Genomic DNA, 19916 nt, shown 5'->3' on the forward strand with positions numbered 1-19916 from the left:
TTGAGGGAACTCCAGATAGGGTGAACGTGCATCACCACACCATTGCTGACCTGTACCTACGCCTGTCGCTGGACAGGGAGGGCAAGACCGCGATCGACCGCCAGGAAGCGGACTGCCGCGCGTGGGCGGAGCGCAACGGGATCACGGTCCGCAAGGTTCACATCGACCGGGGACGGTCCGGGTACAAGAGCGTCAGCCGCAAGGGCTTCGATGCTGCGATCACCGCTGTGACGTCGGGTGTCGTCGGCGTGCTGATCGTGTGGAAGCTCGACCGGTTGAGCCGTAAGGGAATCGGTGAAGTCGGCAAGGCGCTGGACGACTTCAGCCGTGTGGGCGGACGGCTCGTGTCCGTCATGGACGGTCTCGATACGGCGAACGACAGCGCCCGCGTCACCATCGCGCTCCTCGCTGAGCTTGCCCGCAACGAGTCCCGGAACCTGGGCATGCGTGTCAGCAGCGCGAAGCGGTTTCTGCGGCAGCGTGGTCAATGGATCGGCGGTCAGCCCCCGTACGGGCTCAAGGTGGACCCGGACACCAAGAGACTCGTGCACGACCCGGAGACGGCTGTGTACGCGCGTCTGATCGCTGACGAAGCACTCTCGGGGAAGGCGCTCGTACATGTGGCGCGCTTCCTGAATGAGCACGGGATCGAGTCATCGCGTGGTGGGAAGTGGAACTCGTCCAGCGTGATGTAGTTGCTTCGCGGTCCCGCCTTCGCAGGGCTCATGCCTCAGACAACGTACGAAGAGGCTGCGGACGGTACCCGGAAGTACGGCTCGAAGGTCATTCCGTACCGTGATCCCGAGACCCTGGACACCGTGAGCATCGGTGAAGGCATCATCACGGTGGGAGAACGCGAACTCATCATCAGACAGCTTGAGTCCCGCACCTTCCCGCTTGCCGGAAAGCGTCACGGACACAAGCAGGGGACAGCGCTCCTCACCGGGATTGCCCGCTGCGGTCTGTGCGGGGCACGCATGAGCCAAGCGGGAACGTCGTATGCCTGTTCCTCGAACCGGATGGGACGCGGTTGCATCGGAGTCACAGCACGGGTCGAAAGTCTTGATACCTACGTGAGTGACGCGTTTCTGCGTCGTCTTCCCTCCCTTGAGCCCGACGATGACCTCCTTGCCGTCATCGCGGAGCGCTGGGTGAAGCAGGAAGATCCGGAAGTGTTCGCGAAGCGCAGTGCCATCGAGGCGGAGATCCGCGAGGAGGACGCACGTCTCGCTGACCTTGAGGAAGCTCGTTATGTGCGAGGGGAGTTCAGCGGAACGGACGCAATCGACCGATACAACAGGCTTGCGGGAAGACTCCGAGGGCGCATCGAGGGGCTGCGCATTGGTCTCGCTGAGATGCCAGCGCCGACCATCGATATGACCCCGCTATTGGACGGGGAACTTCTCCGAGAAGCGTGGAAAGCCAGCGATACGGCGGGGCGGCGGGAACGGCTCCGTCTCGCGATGGACTCCGTGACCGTCAGCAAGGGGCGCCGGGGCGCGCGGTTCGTCGGCCATGAGCGCTGTGACATCGCGTGGGCAGACCACTCGGATGACCTGGGGGCGTAAGCCTGCCCGAGAGACCGTTCACCGATGGTGGGCGGTCTCTCTCGTGTCCGGGTGCTGACGTTACGGACGCTTGGGTGCCGCACCGTTCCAGAGTTCCTCGCCATGCTCGCTGAACCGGTCGAACATGCCACCGTCGCCCCGCTTGTGGAGGTGGAGGAGCGGGGAATCGTGGCCGACCAGCCGGGCGAGGTGAGGAGTCACGAGCGCGTCGGCATCGAAGCGGAACACCGACAGGCTCACATGGTTGATCGCGTCTTCTGGAGCGCTGAAGCGTGTCTCAAGACCCTCCAGCGGGCCGAGACGGTCAAGGTGCTCCAGAGTGATGCGGATGCGTGTGGAGACAGTCAAGGCCACGTCCTCGATGCTTTCCCGCTGACGGGTCACGTCGCCGTCGGGGTCGCCCAGCAGGAAGCGGACGCGACACCCGGAAGCGACCTTCCGGCGCAGCATGTCAGGGAACGCCGGAACCTGGGTCCACAGGAAGTAGTTCGTGTATCCGGCGAAGAACAGTTCTGTGGTGGCATCGCTGATCAACTCGCTCCACACCGTTGACGGGCACGCGGAACGGTACGGGTAGCTGTGGACCAGTTCGCGGTCGTGGCCGCTCTTGATGCGGTCCTTGACTACTTGCGGCCAGATCATTTCCTCGTCCACTCCCAACGCCCGAGAGGCGTCATCGCGGTTCCGTGCGTGGGGCGTCAGTTCGGCATCCGCTAGCCATCGCTCGATCGTCTTGCCAGTCACACCAATATGCATGGCGAGCTGACGCGTGCTGACACCAGCATCCGCCATAGCTGATCGTAGGGCAGAGTTCAAGAGGTCCCCCGTAGACGTTTGGGCCTTTCTGTGACCGTAGCGAAGAATGGTCCAACCGTCCTTCGTTCGGAATGGATACGTCCGTGAGGGCGCGTCACGATCGCGCAATGAGCGAACCGACGAGGTATCAGACCGGCGTGGTGGAACTGCCGTTGCGTATGGAGTTGGAGCCGTCCCCGGTGGAGGGGTGTCCGGGCTGTACCGAACTCGCGAACGTGCGTGATCGGTCCCGCACGGTGGGCGACATGAGTACGGTGTCCGACTGCAACGTTTTGATGCGTCGGCACCCGGACGGCCACCAGTGATCACGCGGAAGGACATCGGCGCACGCGTGGAGGATGCGGCGGGGCGGGTCGGCATCCTGCGGGACGTGGTTCCTGACTACGAGGACCCTGGCGAGTCCCCGGGGCTGCGCCGCAAGCGTCCTACGGCGTTCCTCGGGCCCGTGGGCGGGGGTGCTGAATGGCTGGTGTCGCCGGAGCATGTGAGGCGGGCGTAGTGGGGTGGGGCGTCGTGGTCACCGTGGTGGTAGTGGCACGCTTGGACGCATGAGCAAGCGTGTCCGCGTCCGCGCCCCTGAGCTGCAAGGACGGTCCTGGATCAACACCGGTGGCAAGGAACTGTCCCTCTCGGACTTCCGAGGTCGCACATTGGTGCTAGATTTCTGGACCTTCTGCTGTGTGAACTGTCTGCACGTCCTCGACGAGCTTCGCGAGCTGGAGGAGAAACACCGCGACACCGTCGTGATCATCGGTGTCCACTCGCCGAAGTTCGTCCACGAGGCCGAACACCGGGCGGTCGTCGATGCGGTCGAACGCTACGAGGTCCGGCACCCGGTCCTCGACGACCCGGAACTCGCGACCTGGAAGCAGTACGCCGTACGGGCCTGGCCCACCCTTGTCGTCATCGACCCCGAGGGCTACGTCGTCGCGCAGCACGCGGGCGAGGGCCATGCGCACGCCATCGAGAAGCTGGTCGAGGAGCTGGAGACCGAGCACGCGGCGAAGGGCACGCTGCGCCGGGGCGACGGCCCCTACGTCCCGCCCGAGCCGGTCGCCACGCATCTGCGGTTCCCCGGCAAGGCACTGCTCCTGCCCGACGGCGGCTTCCTCGTCTCCGACACCACCCGCCACCGCCTGGCCGAGATCGAATCCGACGGCGAAACGGTCCGTCGGTATGTCGGCACCGGCGACCGCGGGTACGCCGACGGCGGCTTCGAAGGGGCCCGGTTCTCCGAACCTCAGGGGCTCGCCGAACTGCCGGACGGCCGGATCGCCGTCGCGGACACCGTGAACCACACCGTGCGGGCCCTGGACCGCACCACGGGAACGGTGACGACCCTTGCCGGTACCGGCAGCCAGTGGTGGCAGGGATCGCCGACCTCCGGCCCGGCCCGCGAGGTCGACCTCTCCTCGCCGTGGGACGTCGCCTGGTTCGCGGACCGGCTGTGGATCGCCATGGCCGGGGTCCACCAGCTGTGGACGTACGACCCGGCGACGGGGTCCGTGCGGGTCGGGGCCGGCACGACCAACGAGGGACTTGTCGACGGACCGGCCGAGGAGGCGTGGTTCGCCCAGCCCTCGGGGCTCGCCGTTTCGGCGGACGGGGAGCGGCTGTGGGTCGCGGACTCGGAGACGTCCGCGCTCCGGTACGTCGAGCGCGACGGCGACGGCTTCGCCGTCCGTACGGCCGTCGGCACCGGACTCTTCGATTTCGGGCACCGCGACGGCGCCGCGGACCAGGCGCTGTTCCAGCACCCGCTGGGAGTGACCGCGCTGCCCGACGGATCCGTCGCCGTCTGCGACACGTACAACCACGCGCTGCGCCGCTACGACCCCGCGAGCGGCGAGGTCACCACCCTGGCCACGGACCTGCGCGAGCCCAGCGACGCGGTGCTGGCCGACGGTGATCTCGTCGTCGTCGAGTCCGCACGGCACCGGCTGACCCGGCTGCGGCTGCCGGAGGAGGCCGTGCGCGTCGACGAGCGGGCACATCGCACGCAGCGCGCCGCCACCGAGATCGCCCCGGGCACGCTCCGGCTCGATGTGGTCTTCCGGGCGCCCGCCGGGCAGAAGCTGGACACCCGCTACGGCCCCTCGACCCGGCTGCTGGTCTCGGCGACCCCGCCGGAGCTCCTGGCGGAGGGGGCGGGAGCGGGCACCGACCTCTTCCGCGACCTGGTCCTCGCCGACGGGATCACCGAGGGGGTGCTGCACGTCTCCGCGATGGCCGCCTCCTGCGACGACGATCCGTCGAACGAGTACCCGGCCTGCCACGTCCACCAACAGGACTGGGGCGTCCCCGTCCGCGTGAGTGCGGAGGGAACGCCCCGACTGCCGCTGGTGCTGGCGGGACTGGACGACCAGGTCTGAGGGAGCGCACGGCGCCGGAAGCGGAGGGCCCCCGTGTCGGTGCGGTGTGCGGCGCGGGGGAGTCGTCGCACACCGCGGCCCGTCGTGCGGCCCGGCCCGGCGGGTCAGGAACCCGCCTGCTTCATGGAGCTCACGGCGTCGGCAACCGTGTTCTGGTAGAGGCCCAGCTTCGGGTTGTTGACCTTCACATCGGGGCCGAGGTCGAAGTTCTGCGTGTCCGCGTTGGGCATGTGGTCGTCGTCGGCGAGCACGTTCATCTCGTTGACCCAGGTCACACCGTTCGCACCGCCCGGGTTGAGGTCGATCACCGCGATGGCGGCCGTCTTGGGCTTGACCGGGTAAGCGGGGGCGCCGCCCAGGCCGCCGGGAACGGCCGGCGTGATGTCGGAGCTGTGGTCCGAGGCCTTCGCGGCACCCAGGCTGACCCGCGGGTAGTAGCTCAGACCGCAGGAGTTCGCACCGACGTTGTTGACCTCGATCACGTGCTGGGTGGTCGAACCCTCGCGGGGGTACACACGCACCGACAGGTCCTCGCTCTTGCACGGGTGCTTGTAGGCGTAGCTGTCGCTGGTGTCGCCGCCCGCCTTGGCGCCGCCGTTGGACGCGCCGGTCTTCGAGCTGTCCGTCTTCGTGGTTCCGGCGTTCTGCGCGGTACCGCCGGTCTTCGCGGTGGTCGTCGCGTCGGTGGCGGGCTGGGAGGCGTCCGCCGAAGCACCGGCAAGTGCCGTGTCGTTCGCCGGGCCGGCGGACTTCGTGCCGGTGTCGTCACCCCCGCAGGCGGTGAGCGCCAGGGCGAGCACGGCGGTGGTCGCGGCGGCGAGGGCGGCGGAGCGGTTGCGGAAGGTACTCATGGAAATTCCCCCGAGTGTGACGAGTGCGATGGGAGGCGGACGCCCCGGTCATGTGGCGAGCGCCTCTGACCTGCTGACATCCATGAGTCTGGGGTCTGCCGCTCATGTTCCGCTGTCGTCCGGCTGACGTCCCGCTGACGTCGTCGACCGTGCTTCCGTGCGTCCCTTCACCGCTGCTCGGAGCTTCGGCCGGGCGGTTCGGTCCGGGCGTCTGGGGCGGGCGGTTTGGTCCGGGCGGTTCGGGCCGGACGGCTTCGAACGGGAGGGCTGGGCCAGGCGGCTTGGGCCGGGCGTCTGGGTCAGTGGTCGTCGGTGAGTCGCCCGACCGCCTCTTCGTACCGCCTGCGGTACTCCGTGCGCGCGGTGACCCGCAGCAGTGCTTCGAGGGCCCGCACCGCCCCCTGGTCGTACCCGGCGCGTTCCGCCTCCACGGCCGCCAGGTCCAGCAGCCGGATGCCCTCCTCCTCGTCGCCGAGCGCGAGCATGGCCTCCCCGCCGACGGTCAGCAGCAGGATCCGGCGGGCCACCTCCTCGTGTTCGGGCCCGAGGTCGAGCGCGGTCCGGGCCGAATCGAGGGCTTCCTGAGGCCGGTTCGCGGTGAGCTGCATCCGGGCGAGATGCTGGAGGGCGAGCATCTCGGTGTGCGCGTCGGCCTCCTCGCGGGCCAGGTCGACGGCGCGCGCGCAGTCCTCCAACGCCGTGTCCAGACCCCCCTGCTCCGCCTGGACGACCGCCAGATTGATCAGCGCGGTCGCCTCGCCGAGCCGGTCACCGGCTCGGCGGGCGAGGTCCGGCGAGCGTTCGAGCAGGGCGATGGCCTCCGCGGTCCTGCCCTCCTCGGTGAGTACCCAGCCCAGCAGGTTGAGCACCCGTGACTCGGCGTACGGATCCTTCTGGCAGCGGGCGGAGTCGAGGGCCAGTTCCAGCAGCGGGGACCAGTTGTCCCGTACCCGCCACACGACCTGCGGCCACTGGAGCAGGATGATCCGCCAGGCCCGGTCGTGGAGTCCCGCGGCCCGGGCCGCGATGGCGGCCAGGCACAGGTCGTCGCGTTCGGCGGCGAGCCAGCGCATGGCCGTGGCCCGGTCGGTGAAGTCCCGGACGGCGGCGGGCGCGCGGAACCCCTCCGGCAGGACGAAGCAGGGCTCACCGCCGGGTTCGGCCGTGTCGGCGGCGGCGAGCGCGGTGGCGGTGTAGTGGTCGAGGACGTTGAGGAGTGCCTCGCCCTCGGCGGCGGGGTCCAGGCCGCGGGCGTAGAGGCGCACCAGGTCGTGCAGCACCCAGTGGCCCGGGGTCGTCTCGGTGACGAGGTGGGCGGTGGCGAGCCGCTCCAGCGCGGTGGCGGCGGCGACCGGGTCCGTATCGGCGAGCGCGGCGGCCGTGTACGGGTCGAAGTGACTGCCCGGGTGGTGCCCGAGCCGGGTGAACTGGTGGACGGCGTCCGGGGGAAGCTGCTGGACGGTAAGCCGCAGCGCGGCCGGGACACCGGTGTCGTCCACGTCGAGATACGTCAGTCGGCTGCGTTCGTCGGCCAGTTCGTCTGCCATGCCCGCCAGCGTCCACCGGGGGCGTCCCGCCAGCCGGGCCGCGGTGACCCGCAGGGCCAGTGGCAGGCCCCCGCACAGTTCGGCGAGTCGGCGAGCCGCCACGGGTTCGGCAAGGACCCGGTCCTCACCGAGCACTCCGGCCAGCAGCGCGGTGCCGTCCGGCGGTTCGAGGACGTCGACCGGCACGGGACGGGCCGCGTCCGAGGCGATGAGGCCCTCCAGCCGGTTCCGGCTGGTGACCAGCGTGACGCAGTCGGCGCCGCCCGGCAGCAGTGGCCTGACCGCGGCGGATTCGCGGGCGTTGTCGAGGACGACGAGCAGTCGGCGCCGGTCGGTCAGCGACCGGAAGAGCGCGGCCGCGGCGGGCACGGACTCGGGGACGCGCCGCGGGGCGACGCCCAGCGCCAACAGGAACTCGCGCAGAACCTCCATGGGCTCGGGCTCACCGGTGTCGCTGAACCCGCGAAGATCGGCGAAGAGCCGTCCGTCCGGGAACGCGGCGGTGTTGCGGTGCGCCCACTGGAGGGCCAGTGCGGTCTTTCCCACTCCGGCCGGCCCGGTGACCAGGCAGACGGGTGCCTCGCCCGCCGCGGCCCGGCTGAGCGCGGCCAGCTCGCCGGTCCGCCCCTGGAAGCCGCGGGGTGCGCGGGGCAGCAGATCGGTGGGGTGCGGATCGCCGACCACGAGGACGGGTGCGGCGGAGGGACGGGACGGTGGGACGGCGGGGGAACCCTCCACGCCGACTGCCGCGCCTGCGCCGGTGGTTGTGGGCTTCGGGCCGGTGGATGCGGGGCTCGGGCCGGTGGTTATGGGGCCTGCGCCGGTGGTGGACGGGCCCGGGTCGGCGGCTGTCGGGACCGCGCCGGTGGTACCGGGGCTCGGGCCGGTGGCTGTCGGGCCTGTGCCGGTGACCGGGGCCGGGTCGTTCTCGGCAGCCCTGCCGCGGACCGGTTCGACGGTGCCGTCGAACCGGTCCGTGAGGGGTGCCGGTCCCGGGTCGCCGCGCAGGATCAACGCGTACGCGTCGGCGAGTTCGTGCCCCGGGTCGATGCCCAGCTCGTCGGCGAGCAGCCGCCTGGTGCGGTGGAACCAGCCCAGCGCCTCGGACTGGCGCCCGGCCCGGTAGAGCGCCGTCATCAGGGCCGCGGCCAGCGACTCCCGCATCGGGTGCGCGACCGCCTCCGTGCGCAGCACGGCGGCGGCCCGGCTGTGCTCCCCCATCGCCGCGTAGGCACGCGCGAGCTGCTCGACCGTCGCCAGCCGCGACTCCTCCAGCGAGTGCGCGGCTGCCTGGAGCGGTGGCGCGGCGAACACACCGGTGAGTGCCGGTCCCTGCCACAGCGACAGGGCCTCCTTGAGCATCAGCACGGAGTCGGCCGGGTTGCGCTGCTCCCGCGCCAGCAGCAACAGTTCCTCGAACCGGTGCGAGTCCAGCAACGTCTCCGGCAGCCGCAGCAGATACGCGTCGCCGAGCGTGACCAGCTCCACCCCGTACGCCTCGGCGTCGGCGTCCACCAGGAGCGCGCGGAGCCGGGACACATGCCCCTGGATGACGCTGCGGGCGTGCAGCGGCGGTGCGTCGTCCCACAGGGAGTCGGTCAGCCGGGCGATGGAGACGGGTGTGTTGGCGGACAGCAGCAATGCGGCGAGCAGACTGCGGCGTTTGGCGGGACCGAGCGGCAGTGGTCCGGTGAACGTGTCGACGGAGACCGTACCGAGCAGCCTGAACTCCACGGGCGTCTCCCCTTCCGGGCGGGTGCGCCCAGAAAGGGGCACTGGCAAAGTCCCAGGATATCGAGGGTGCCGGGAAAACACGGTGCCGGAGACCGCCGGTCCGGACTGGATGCAGGACCGGATGCAGGACCGGATTCCCGGGCCGGATTCCGGGCCGACGGACGGCCGTTGTCCGGTCCGACGGCCGTTCATCGCCTCGGGGGCCGTCGCCGGTCGAAGGCGGTTCCCCCGGCCTCAGCCCGCGAGGAACGCCGACAGTGCGTTGGCCAGCAGATACGGGTCGTCCGCGCCGCACAGTTCACGGGCGCTGTGCATCGACAGGATCGCGACGCCGATGTCCACGGTCTGGATGCCGTGCCGGGCGGCGGTGATCGGCCCGATGGTGGTGCCGCACGGCATCGAGTTGTTGGAGACGAACGTCTGCCACGGCACGCCCGCCCTGCCGCACGCCTCGGCGAAGACGGCCCGGCCGCTGCCGTCGGTCGCGTACCGCATGTTGACGTTGACCTTGAGGATCGGTCCGCCGTTGACGACCGGGTGGTGCGTCGGGTCGTGGCGCTCGGCGTAGTTGGGGTGGACCGCGTGGCCGGTGTCGGAGGAGAGACAGACGGTTCCGGCGAAGGCCCGCGCCCGGTCCTCGTACGTGCCGCCGCGCGCGAAGACGGAACGCTCCAGGACCGTGCCGAGCAGCGGGCCGTCGGCGCCGGTGTCGGACTGGGAGCCGTTCTCCTCGTGATCGAAGGCGGCCATGACCGGGATGTACGGAAGCTCGGCGTCCGGCTGACCGGCGACGGCGGCGAGCGCGGCCGTCGCCGCGTGCACGGAGAGCAGGTTGTCCATCCGGGGACCGGCCAGCAGCTCGCGGTCCCGGCCCAGGTAGGCGGGCGGCTCGACGGGGTGCGGCATCAGGTCCCAGCCGATGATGTCGTCGGCGTCGACGCCCGCCTCCTCGGCGACGAACCGGATCAGGTCGCCCTCCTCGACGTCCCCGAGCCCCCAGATCGGCTGCATGTGCTTCTGCCGGTCGAGCTTCAGGCCGTCCGGGTTGGCCGACCGGTCCAGGTGCACGGCCAGCTGCGGTACCCGCAGCAGCGGGCGGTCGATGTTCACCAGCCGGTGCGTGCCCCCGGCCAGTGAGATCCGGCCGGCGAGCCCGAGATCACGGTCGAGCCAGGTGTTGAGGAGCGTCCCGCCGTAGATCTCCACCGCGACCTGGCGCCAGCCGTACGCCCCGGTGTCGGGCAGCGGCTTGACCCGCAGGTTCGGCGAGTCGGTGTGGGCCCCGACGATCCGGTACGGGGTGTGCGCCTCGGCGCCCTCCGGCACGTACCAGGCCACGATCGCGCCGCCGCGCAGGACGTACTTCCCCCCACTGGTGCCGTCCCAGGACGCGGTCTCCGCCACCTGCCGGAACCCTGCCTTCTCCAGCCGCTCGGCCGCGGTGGCGACCGCGTGGTAGGGGGAGGGAGAGGCCATCAGGAAGGCCATCAGGTCGTCGGTGTGACCGCGATCGAAGCGGGGGGAGGAACTCATGTTCCTCACTTTAACGAGGCCGGGGCCGGGAGATTCCTCGGTTGCCCGCGGCGCCCGTCCCGGGGGATGTGGCGGAATTCCGGCGGCGGAACCGGCCACCTCCGGGGGATACGACGACACCGTCACCCGGAAGCTTCCTCCGGGTGACGGTGTGTGTCGGCCGTGCGTGCCGACGGTTCGGTCACAGCACCAGTGCCGCTCCCGGCACTAGGCCGTGTCTGACAATTCCACGCGGGCGGGCGCCGCCCCGCACGGGACCTCGCCGCGTTGCCGAAAAGCCCTGGTAGCTCCGCTACAAGGACTTCCCGGCGCCTTGCGACGCACCGCACAGGACGACGCCCGCTGATCCACGCGGAATTGTCAGACACGCCCTAGAACGCGGCCTCGTCCAGCTCCATCAGCGCGTTGTCGACGGACTCGGCGAGCGTCCGCTCGACGGCGACGCCCGGCAGGACGTTCGCGGCGAAGAACTTCGCGGCGGCGATCTTGCCCCGGTAGAAGGCGACGTCCTTCGCGGACGCGGTCGGCAGCTTCTCGGCCGCGACGAGCGCGCCCCTGAGCAGCAGGTAACCGACCACGACGTCGCCGGAGGCCAGCAGCAGGCGGGTGGTGTTGAGGCCCACCTTGTAGATGTTCTTGACGTCCTCGCCGGTCGCGGTGAGGTCGGTGATCATCGTGCCGACGATCGCCTCCAGGTCCACGGCCGCCTTCGCGAGGGAGCCCAGCGCACCGGCCAGCTCCTCGTTGCCCTGGGCGCCGGTGAGGAACTTCTTGATCTCCTCGGACAGGGTGTTCAGCGAGGCACCCTGGTCACGGACGATCTTCCGGAAGAAGAAGTCCTGGCCCTGGATCGCCGTGGTGCCCTCGTAGAGGGTGTCGATCTTGGCGTCACGGATGTACTGCTCGATCGGGTACTCCTGGAGGTACCCGGAGCCGCCGAAGGTCTGGAGCGACTGGGCCAGCTGCTCGTACGACTTCTCGGAGCCGTAGCCCTTCACGATCGGGAGCAGCAGGTCGTTCAGGCCGTGCAGCGCCTTGGCGTCCTCGCCCGCGGCCTCCTTCTCCTGGATCGCGTCCTGGACGGTGGCGGTGTACAGGACGAGGGAGCGCATGCCCTCCGCGTACGCCTTCTGCGTCATGAGCGAGCGGCGCACGTCGGGGTGGTGCGTGATGGTGACCTTGGGGGCGGACTTGTCCATGAACTGCGACAGGTCGCTGCCCTGGACGCGCTCCTTGGCGTACTCCAGCGCGTTCAGGTAGCCGGTCGACAGCGTGGCGATGGCCTTCGTGCCGACCATCATGCGGGCGAACTCGATGATGCGGAACATCTGGCGGATGCCGTCGTGCTTGTCGCCGATCAGCCAGCCCTTGGCGGGGTGCTTGTCGCCGAAGGTCATCTCGCACGTGTTGGACGCCTTGAGGCCCATCTTGTGCTCGACGTTCGTCGCGTACACGCCGTTGCGCTCGCCCAGCTCGCCGGTGGTCCAGTCGAAGTGGAACTTGGGGACCAGGAAGAGCGAGAGGCCCTTGGTGCCGGGGCCGGCGCCCTCGGGGCGGGCCAGCACGTAGTGGAGGATGTTCTCGGACATGTCGTGCTCGCCCGAGGTGATGAAGCGCTTCACGCCCTCGATGTGCCAGGAGCCGTCCTCCTGCTCGACGGCCTTCGTGCGGCCCGCGCCGACGTCCGATCCGGCGTCCGGTTCGGTCAGCACCATCGTCGAGCCCCACTGCTTCTCGACGGCGATCTCCGCGACCTTCTTCTGCGCCTCGTTGCCCTCGTCGAAGAGGATGCCGGCGAAGGCCGGGCCGGAGCAGTACATCCAGACGGCCGGGTTCGCGCCGAGCAGCAGCTCCGCGTAGGCCCAGATCAGGGAGCGCGGGGAGGTGGTGCCGCCGATCTCCTCGGGCAGGCCCAGACGCCAGTACTCGGAGTCCATGAACGCCTGGTACGACTTCTTGAAGGTGTCCGGGACCGGTGCGGTGTTGGTCTCCGGGTCGAAGACCGGCGGGTTGCGGTCGGCGTCGGCGAAGGATTCGGCCAGCTCGTTCTCCGCGAGGCGGGTGATCTCGTCGAGGATGCTCTTCGCCGTCTCGACGTCCATCTCGGCGAACGGACCGGTGCCGTACGTCTTGTCGCGCCCGAGCACCTCGAAGAGGTTGAACTCGATGTCGCGGAGATTCGACTTGTAGTGCCCCATGGAAGGCTCCGTAATCAATAGCAGTGGCACGCAACGCCCCGGGCGCGGGGTGCGGGCCGGGCGGGCGACGAGCTGGCGGTGCGGATATCAGCTGACCTCTCCGATGATGCTACCCGCCAGTAATAAGGCGCAACCCCTCAAGGGCCTGATGTGTCCGATTACTCTTTGCTGCATGTACGGCTACGACCAGAACCCGGGCGCGCAGCAGCAGATGGGCGGCGGCTACGGCGAGCAGCCGCTGTATCCCGAGCCCTCGCCGCCGTCCCTCGGGGATGCGGTACGCGCCTTCACGACCGGCTCGCTGTCCGCCGAGGACTTCCAGCAGATCTTCGCGACGTCGAAGGTCTACTGTCCGCGCGGAGACAATCCGGGGTTTCTCGCGCTGCACAACACGCAGCAGCCGGTGATCCCGATGTTCACCACGCTCAAGGAGCTGCGGCGGTACGCGGGCAAGGAGTCCAAGTACTTCGTGATCACCGGGGCCGAGGTGATCGACCTCCTGCCGACCGGCTACGGCTTCGTCCTCGACATGGAGGGTGAGCACCGCATGGTCTTCGACGCCAAGGCCGTGGAGCAGATGGTCGACTTCGCGATGCGCCGTATGTACGGCTGATGCGTCGCGTGCGCCGTGTGCGCCGCGTGTGCGGCTGATGTGCCGCATGCGCCGTATGTACGACTGAGGTCCGTCTCCTCGGCCCCTTCCTCCGTTCTCCGCCGAGGGGTCCGCACTGTCCGGTGCGGGCCCCTCGGCGTTGTCGTGCCGGGCCGCTGCGGGTCGGGCGGTGCGGTGCGGGAATGGACTGCACCTTGCAGGATGTTCACCATTCAACTAAATTGAGTGCAGGACAACACCGGAGGTGGCGACATGCCCGCAGTTACCGTCGAAAACCCGCTGACCCTGCCCAAGGTCGCCGCGTCCGGCGATGCCGTGGCCCGCCCCGTGCTGGCCGTCACCACGGCGCCGACCGGATTCGAGGGCGAGGGCTTCCCGGTTCGCCGCGCGTTCGCCGGGATCAACTACAGGTACCTCGACCCGTTCATCATGATGGACCAGATGGGTGAGGTGGAGTACGCGGCGGGCGAGCCGAAGGGCACCCCCTGGCACCCGCACCGGGGCTTCGAGACCGTCACGTACCTGATCGACGGAACCTTCGTCCACCAGGACTCCAACGGCGGCGGCGGCACCATCCGCAACGGCGATACCCAGTGGATGACTGCCGGAAGCGGCCTCCTTCACATCGAGGCGCCGCCGGAGTCCCTCGTGATGTCAGGCGGTCTCTTCCACGGCCTCCAGCTCTGGGTGAACCTGCCCAAGGCCGACAAGATGATGGCGCCCCGGTACCAGGACATCCGAGGCGGTCAGGTCCAGCTCCTCGCCTCCCCGGACGGCGGCGCGCTGCTCCGGGTCATCGCCGGTGAGCTCGACGGCCACGAGGGCCCGGGCGTCACCCACACCCCCATCACGATGATCCACGCGACCGTTCGTCCGGGCGCCGAGGTGACCCTGCCGTGGCGCGAGGACTTCAACGGACTCGCGTACGTACTCGCCGGGCGCGGCAGCGTCGGCGCGGAGCGCCGTCCCGTCCACATGGGGCAGGCCGCGGTCTTCGGCGACGGCTCCTCGCTGACCGTCCGCGCGGACGAGAAGCAGGACGGCAACGCCCCGGACCTGGAGGTCGTGCTGCTCGGCGGCCGTCCGATCCGTGAGCCGATGGCGCACTACGGTCCGTTCGTCATGAACAGCCAGGCCGAGCTGAAGCAGGCATTCGAGGACTTCCAGGCCGGTCGACTCGGCACGGTGCCCGCCGTCCACGGCATGTGACATCCGCCGACGTGCGCTGACACCCGCCGGGCGCTGTCCGGTTGCCGTTCGGGCGGCGTCCCCGAACGGCAACCGGGCGGTGTCCGGGTGAGGCCCGGCGGAGCCCGGGCGGTGACCTGACGTGACAGTCCGTCACCCGTACGGTCGCGCACGCGGGACACGGCGCGCACACCGTGGTCGGGTGGAAGGGTGCAGATCCCCAAGCCCCTCCTGCCCGACGGCGCACGGCGCACGGCCGCCTGGTGCGGTGTCGTTCTGCTGGTCACCGGGGTGGCCGCGGTCGCCATCTGGCTGTGTGTCGCGCTCAAGACCGCCGTCACGCCTGTGCTGCTGGCCCTGCTGGGTACGGCCCTGCTCGGCCCGGTACACCGCAGGCTGACCGAATGGGGCGTGAACCGTTCGGTGGCCGCGGGGCTGACGTGCACCCTGCTCGTCGCGGTGGTCGGCGGCGCCGGGTACGTCGTCGTCACCGCGCTCGTCGATAACGGCGCGCAGATCGTCCGCTCGCTGAAGCACATCGGGCAGTGGGTCGTCGACCACTTCGGGATCGGTGAGCACACCGATGTGGACAGCCTCGCCGCCAACGCCCGGCAACTCGTCGAGAAGTTCGGCGCGAGCGCCGCGGGCGGGCTCCTTACCGGGATCAGCCTGATCGGCTCGCTGATCGCGGCCGGCGTTCTCGCCCTGCTGCTCACCTTCTTCTTCCTGCGCGACTCCGACCGGGCGGCGGGGCTCGCCCACGCGGTCGCCCCGCGCGGTACGGGGGACCTGGTCGAGGCCATGGGACGGCGAGCCTTCGACGCCGTCGAGGGCTTCATGCGCGGCACCACGTTCATCGCGCTGATCGACGCGCTCTGCATCACCGTCGGCCTGCTGATCCTGCGAGTCCCCGGGGCGGTGGGACTGGGGGCGCTGGTCTTCGTCGGTGCCTACATCCCGTATCTCGGGGCGTTCCTCTCCGGCGCGGTCGCCGTCCTGGTGGCGCTCGCCGACCGGGGATTCGTGATCGCGCTCTGGGCGCTGGGGGTCGTGGTCGCCGTGCAGCTTCTGGAGGGCCATGTCCTGCAACCGGTGATCCAGAGCCGTACGGTCCAGATGCACCCGGCCGTGATCCTGATCGCGCTCACCGCCGGGGCCTCCGTGGCGGGTCTGCTGGGCATGCTGCTCGCGGTGCCGGTCTGCGCGGCGGCCTTCGGCATCCTCGGCGAACTGCGCGGGAGAGGAACGGGTTCGTCCGGCGACTGAGGTCAGTCCGCCGGTTCCGGCTCCGGTTCCGGTTCCGGTTCCGGAACCTGGGCCTTCGACTCGTACAGCTCGAACCAGATCGACTTCCCCGCGCCCCGGGGGTCCACCCCCCACGCGTCGGCGAGCATCTCCATCAGCACGAGACCCCGCCCGCTGGACGCCATCTCCCCGGGGCGTCGCCGGTGCGGCAGTTCGTCGCTGCCGTCGGCGACCTCGACGCGGAGCCGCCGCTCGCCGTGCTCCCCCGTCGCCCTGGCCACCAGCAGGGCGTCCCCGTCCGTGTGGACGAGGACATTGGTCGCCATCTCGGAGATCATCAGCACCGCCGCGTCGACCTGCTCCGGGTCCGCCCAGTCCCGCAGCAGCTCCCGCACCTGCTGCCGCGCCACCGAGATCTGCTCCGGTTCGGCCTGCGCGATGGTCAGCGTGGTGCGCCGCCCCGCTGTCTCCTGCGGTGCTCCGCCGTCCCGCCGCAGCAGCAGTACGGCGATGTCGTCCTCCCGGCGGTCCGCCAGCGGTCCCGTCGTGTAGTGCGAGGTCGGCCCGTGCACGGCCTGGACGAGGGTGTCCGCGAGCTTCTCCAGGTCGTCCGTCTGCTGCTCCAGGATCGGACGCAGCCGGATCCAGCCGGTGGCCATGTCGTGGCCGCCGGTCTCGATGAGCCCGTCCGTGCAGAGCATGATCGTTTCCCCCGGGCCCAGGGTGAGCCGGCTCGTCGGATAGTCGGCGTCCGTCTCGACGCCGAGCGGCAGCCCGCCCTCGGTCTGGCGGATCATCGCCGTTCCGTCGGCCGTCACCACGACCGGGTCGGGGTGGCCGGCCCGTGCGATGTCGAGGACGCCGGTCTCCGGATCGGCCTCCGCGTACAGACAGGTCGCGAAGCGCGGTCCGGTCTCCTCCCCCTCCTCGTACGCGTCGGTGAGCCCGACGAGGAACCGGGACGCCCGGGAGAGCACCGCGTCCGGCCGGTGCCCCTCGGCCGCGTACGCGCGCAGGGCGATCCGCAACTGCCCCATCAGTCCCGCCGCGCGCACGTCATGGCCCTGGACGTCGCCGATGACGAGAGCGATCCGGCCGTTGGGGAGCGGGATCATGTCGTACCAGTCGCCCCCGACCTGGAGTCCGCCACCGGTCGGGACGTAGCGGGCGGCGACGGTCATGCCCGGGACGGCGGGGCCGAGGGACGGCATCATCGAGCGCTGGAGCCCCAGTGACAGTTCCCGTTCGGTCTCGGCGACCCCGGCACGCGCCAGCGCCTGGGCGAGCATCCGTGCGACCGTCGTCAGCACCGACCGCTCCTCCGCGGAGAACGACACCGGGTGGCGGAACGCCGCCAGCCAGGCACCCATGGTCCGCCCCGCCACCGTGAGCGGAAGAAAGGCCCAGGACTGGCGGGCGAACGGGCTGGCGAGCGGCCAGGTGACCGGGTAACGCCTCCGGTACTCCTCGGGCGAGGGCAGATAGATCGCCCGGCCCGTCCGTATCACCTCGGCGGCCGGATAGTCGGCGTCCAGCAGTATCTCGTTGAACGGGCCCTCGTCGCCGGCCTTGTGTCCGTGATGTCCGGTGATCGACAGCCGGTCGCCCGCGATCCCGAAGATCGCCAGACCGTCCGGGGAGAACCCGGGCATGGACAGCGAGGCGGCGACGCGCAGTACCTCCTCCGTGGACCGCGCCTCGGCGAGCGCACGGCCCGCGTCCAGCAGGAACGCCTCGCGGGAACGACGCCAGTCCCCGGTGATGGCGGTGTGCGCCCCGGCGGCACCCGGCTGCGGTTCGGCGACCTCCTGGAGGGTGCCGACCAGCGAGTAGTCCATGCCGCCCGGCTCCTCCGGCGGCAACGGCTTGGACCGGCTGCGCACGGTGCGCAGCACCCGGCCCTGCGGATCCACGATGCGCAGCCGGGCCTCGGCGAGGGTGCCCTCGGCGAGCGCGAGGCTCACCACCCCGTAGATCTCGTTCCAGTCGACCGGATGGAAGTGCGAACGCACCGCCGACTCGCGGAAGACGCCGGGCACCGGGGGCAGCTCCAGCAGCCGGGCCGCCTCCGCGTCGAGCGTCACGGTCCCGGCTCCGTTGTCCCAGTGCCACAGGCCGGTCGAGGTGGCGGCCAGGACATCTTCGCTGCGCATTGTCCCACTTTAGGAAGATCTGATCCGAGAACGCCAGTGTGGTCGGCCACCCGGTGAACCGTGGTCGGCCCGCCGGTGCCGCCCGGTGCCGGGGGCGGGGCGGGGCGGGGTTGTGCTCCGGCCGGGGCCGGGACCCGTTCGCCCGTTCCGGATGATCTTGAAATGACAATGTCAATGAAGAGGTGCGGGCGCGGGCGGTAGCCTTGGGTGGCTGAATCCACCCCGAACCGCGAAGACTGGATGAACGACGATGCATCGGTACAGGTCACACACCTGCGGCGAGCTCCGCGCCTCTGACGTCGGCACCGACGTCCGGCTGAGCGGCTGGCTGCACAATCGCCGAGACCTGGGCGGCATCCTCTTCATCGATCTGCGCGACCACTACGGTCTGGTGCAGCTCGTCGCCCGCCCGGGCACCCCCGCCAACGAGGCGCTGGCGAAGCTCACCAAGGAAACCGTCGTACGGATCGACGGCAAGGTCTCCGCACGCGGCGCCGACAACGTCAACCCGGAGCTCCCGACCGGCGAGATCGAGATCGAGGTGACCGAGGTCGAGGTGCTGGGCGAGGCCGCGCCGCTGCCCTTCACGATCAACACCGAGGACGGGGTCAACGAGGAGCGGCGCCTGGAGTACCGCTTCCTCGACCTGCGCCGCGAGCGCATGCACCGGAACATCATGCTGCGTTCGGCCGTCATCGCCTCCATCCGCTCCAAGATGGTGGCCCTCGGCTTCAACGAGATGGCGACCCCGATCCTCACCGCGACCTCTCCCGAGGGTGCTCGTGACTTCGTCGTCCCGTCCCGCCTGAACCCGGGCAAGTTCTACGCCCTGCCGCAGGCCCCGCAGCAGTTCAAGCAGCTGCTGATGATCTCGGGCTTCGACCGCTACTTCCAGATCGCGCCGTGTTTCCGCGACGAGGACGCCCGCGCCGACCGCTCGCCCGGCGAGTTCTACCAGCTCGACGTCGAGATGTCGTTCGTCGAGCAGGAGGACGTCTTCCAGCCGATCGAGAAGCTGATGACCGAGCTCTTCGAGGAGTTCGGCAACGGTCGTCACGTCACCTCGCCGTTCCCGCGCATCCCGTTCCGCGAGTCGATGCTGAAGTACGGCAACGACAAGCCGGACCTGCGCGCCAAGCTGGAACTCGTCGACATCTCCGACATCTTCGCCGACTCGGAGTTCAAGGCGTTCGCCGGCAAGCACGTCCGTGCCCTCCCGGTCCCGGACACCGCGGGCCAGTCCCGGAAGTTCTTCGACGGCCTCGGCGACTACGCCGTCCAGCACGGTGCCAAGGGTCTTGCCTGGGTCCGTGTCGGCGAGGACGGCGGCCTTGCCGGTCCGATCGCCAAGTTCCTCACCGAGAACGACATCAAGACGCTCACCGAGCGCCTGTCCCTCGTCCCCGGCCACGCCGTCTTCTTCGGCGCCGGCGAGTTCGACGAGGTCTCCAAGATCATGTCCGTCGTCCGCGTCGAGGCCGCCAAGCGCGCCGGCCACTTCGAGGAGGACGTCTTCCGGTTCTGCTGGATCGTCGACTTCCCGATGTACGAGCGGGACGAGGACACCGGCAAGATCGACTTCTCCCACAACCCCTTCTCGATGCCCCAGGGCGGCATGAAGGACCTGGAGGAGAAGGACCCGCTGGACATCCTCGCCTGGCAGTACGACATCGTCTGCAACGGCATCGAGCTGTCCTCGGGCGCCATCCGCAACCACGAGCCCGACGTCATGCTCAAGGCGTTCGAGATCGCCGGTTACGACCGCGAGACCGTCGAGCACGAGTTCGCGGGCATGCTCCGGGCCTTCCGCCTCGGCGCCCCGCCGCACGGCGGTATCGCCCCGGGCGTCGACCGCATCGTGATGCTCCTGGCGGACGAGCCCAACATCCGCGAGACGATCGCTTTCCCGCTCAACGGCAACGCCCAGGACCTGATGATGGGCGCCCCGACCGAGCTGGACGAGTCCCGCCTGCGCGAGCTGAACATCCAGCTCCGCAAGCCCGCCGCGACGGCGAAGGACAAGGACAAGGCGGAGAAGTAAGCCACACCGGAACGCTCCGGGTTTCACGTGAAACAGCCTCCGGCCGGTCTCTCCGGC

Annotated in this window: 14 protein-coding genes; 8 read left to right on the plus strand and 6 right to left on the minus strand. The window is 69.9% G+C overall.

Annotated elements, in window-relative coordinates:
• The first annotated feature begins 20 nt into the window (after positions 1-20).
• Positions 21-695: a recombinase family protein gene (locus tag ACF1CT_RS06240; protein ID WP_391782567.1), complete on the plus strand. Its 675-nt coding sequence runs from the start codon at positions 21-23 to the stop codon at positions 693-695.
• A gap of 30 nt (positions 696-725) precedes the next feature.
• Complete coding sequence (locus ACF1CT_RS06245; RefSeq protein WP_391782568.1) at positions 726-1568, plus strand: zinc ribbon domain-containing protein; 843 nt, start codon at positions 726-728, stop codon at positions 1566-1568.
• Between the two features lie 60 nt (positions 1569-1628).
• On the opposite strand, the gene ACF1CT_RS06250 is transcribed toward ACF1CT_RS06245, so the two are convergent.
• Positions 1629-2360, minus strand: a complete 732-nt coding sequence (locus ACF1CT_RS06250) for an XRE family transcriptional regulator (RefSeq protein ID WP_391782569.1) — start codon at positions 2358-2360, stop codon at positions 1629-1631.
• Between the two features lie 131 nt (positions 2361-2491).
• Here ACF1CT_RS06250 and ACF1CT_RS06255 point away from each other — a divergent pair, with 131 nt between their 5' ends.
• Both ACF1CT_RS06255 and ACF1CT_RS06260 read left to right on the plus strand, forming a co-directional pair.
• Positions 2492-2689 (plus strand): hypothetical protein, encoded by a 198-nt coding sequence (locus tag ACF1CT_RS06255; protein ID WP_391782570.1) that lies wholly within the window; start codon positions 2492-2494, stop codon positions 2687-2689.
• A 243-nt stretch (positions 2690-2932) separates the two neighbouring features.
• Positions 2933-4756, plus strand: coding sequence for an NHL domain-containing thioredoxin family protein (locus ACF1CT_RS06260; RefSeq protein WP_391782571.1), 1824 nt, complete (start codon positions 2933-2935; stop codon positions 4754-4756).
• 104 nt (positions 4757-4860) lie between these two features.
• Here the strand turns inward: ACF1CT_RS06260 and ACF1CT_RS06265 are convergent, their stop codons facing one another.
• From ACF1CT_RS06265 to ACF1CT_RS06280, 4 genes are all read right to left on the minus strand, one after another.
• Complete coding sequence (locus tag ACF1CT_RS06265) at positions 4861-5607, minus strand: DUF4232 domain-containing protein (RefSeq protein ID WP_391782572.1); 747 nt, start codon at positions 5605-5607, stop codon at positions 4861-4863.
• A 299-nt stretch (positions 5608-5906) separates the two neighbouring features.
• On the minus strand, positions 5907-8888 hold the full coding sequence (locus tag ACF1CT_RS06270; RefSeq protein ID WP_391782573.1) for a BTAD domain-containing putative transcriptional regulator: 2982 nt from the start codon (positions 8886-8888) through the stop codon (positions 5907-5909).
• A gap of 234 nt (positions 8889-9122) precedes the next feature.
• Positions 9123-10421, minus strand: a complete 1299-nt coding sequence (locus tag ACF1CT_RS06275; RefSeq protein ID WP_391782574.1) for a M18 family aminopeptidase — start codon at positions 10419-10421, stop codon at positions 9123-9125.
• Positions 10422-10792: 371 nt separating this feature from the next.
• Positions 10793-12619, minus strand: coding sequence for an acyl-CoA dehydrogenase (locus ACF1CT_RS06280; RefSeq protein WP_391782575.1), 1827 nt, complete (start codon positions 12617-12619; stop codon positions 10793-10795).
• A gap of 172 nt (positions 12620-12791) precedes the next feature.
• Between ACF1CT_RS06280 and ACF1CT_RS06285 the strand changes: the two genes are divergently transcribed.
• The 3 genes from ACF1CT_RS06285 (at position 12792) to ACF1CT_RS06295 (ending at position 15686) form a co-directional block, all read left to right on the plus strand.
• Positions 12792-13232 (plus strand): SseB family protein, encoded by a 441-nt coding sequence (locus ACF1CT_RS06285; RefSeq protein ID WP_148836880.1) that lies wholly within the window; start codon positions 12792-12794, stop codon positions 13230-13232.
• Positions 13233-13484: 252 nt separating this feature from the next.
• Complete coding sequence (locus tag ACF1CT_RS06290; RefSeq protein WP_391782576.1) at positions 13485-14441, plus strand: pirin family protein; 957 nt, start codon at positions 13485-13487, stop codon at positions 14439-14441.
• 189 nt (positions 14442-14630) lie between these two features.
• Positions 14631-15686 (plus strand): AI-2E family transporter, encoded by a 1056-nt coding sequence (locus tag ACF1CT_RS06295; RefSeq protein ID WP_391782577.1) that lies wholly within the window; start codon positions 14631-14633, stop codon positions 15684-15686.
• Positions 15687-15688: 2 nt separating this feature from the next.
• Here ACF1CT_RS06295 and ACF1CT_RS06300 read toward each other — a convergent pair whose 3' ends face one another.
• Entirely contained in the window at positions 15689-17818 is a 2130-nt protein-coding gene (locus ACF1CT_RS06300) for a SpoIIE family protein phosphatase (protein WP_391782578.1), read from the minus strand.
• A 250-nt stretch (positions 17819-18068) separates the two neighbouring features.
• Here ACF1CT_RS06300 and aspS point away from each other — a divergent pair, with 250 nt between their 5' ends.
• On the plus strand, positions 18069-19859 hold the full coding sequence (gene aspS, locus ACF1CT_RS06305) for an aspartate--tRNA ligase (RefSeq protein ID WP_391782579.1): 1791 nt from the start codon (positions 18069-18071) through the stop codon (positions 19857-19859).
• Positions 19860-19916 lie beyond the last annotated feature (57 nt).

It is taken from the genome of Streptomyces sp. NPDC014734 (assembly GCF_043083325.1).
Taxonomy (GTDB): Bacteria; Actinomycetota; Actinomycetes; order Streptomycetales; family Streptomycetaceae; genus Streptomyces.

Bases quoted from the DNA above. Each gene is read 5' to 3' on its own strand.
- ACF1CT_RS06245 (WP_391782568.1), top strand. From the start codon at position 726: ATGCCTCAGACAACGTACGAAGAGGCTGCGGACGGTACCCGGAAGTAC.
- ACF1CT_RS06250 (WP_391782569.1), bottom strand. From the start codon at position 2,360: ATGGCGGATGCTGGTGTCAGCACGCGTCAGCTCGCCATGCATATTGGT.
- ACF1CT_RS06255 (WP_391782570.1), top strand. From the start codon at position 2,492: ATGAGCGAACCGACGAGGTATCAGACCGGCGTGGTGGAACTGCCGTTG.
- ACF1CT_RS06260 (WP_391782571.1), top strand. From the start codon at position 2,933: ATGAGCAAGCGTGTCCGCGTCCGCGCCCCTGAGCTGCAAGGACGGTCC.
- ACF1CT_RS06265 (WP_391782572.1), bottom strand. From the start codon at position 5,607: ATGAGTACCTTCCGCAACCGCTCCGCCGCCCTCGCCGCCGCGACCACC.
- ACF1CT_RS06275 (WP_391782574.1), bottom strand. From the start codon at position 10,421: ATGAGTTCCTCCCCCCGCTTCGATCGCGGTCACACCGACGACCTGATG.
- ACF1CT_RS06280 (WP_391782575.1), bottom strand. From the start codon at position 12,619: ATGGGGCACTACAAGTCGAATCTCCGCGACATCGAGTTCAACCTCTTC.
- ACF1CT_RS06285 (WP_148836880.1), top strand. From the start codon at position 12,792: ATGTACGGCTACGACCAGAACCCGGGCGCGCAGCAGCAGATGGGCGGC.
- ACF1CT_RS06290 (WP_391782576.1), top strand. From the start codon at position 13,485: ATGCCCGCAGTTACCGTCGAAAACCCGCTGACCCTGCCCAAGGTCGCC.
- ACF1CT_RS06300 (WP_391782578.1), bottom strand. From the start codon at position 17,818: ATGCGCAGCGAAGATGTCCTGGCCGCCACCTCGACCGGCCTGTGGCAC.
- aspS (WP_391782579.1), top strand. From the start codon at position 18,069: ATGCATCGGTACAGGTCACACACCTGCGGCGAGCTCCGCGCCTCTGAC.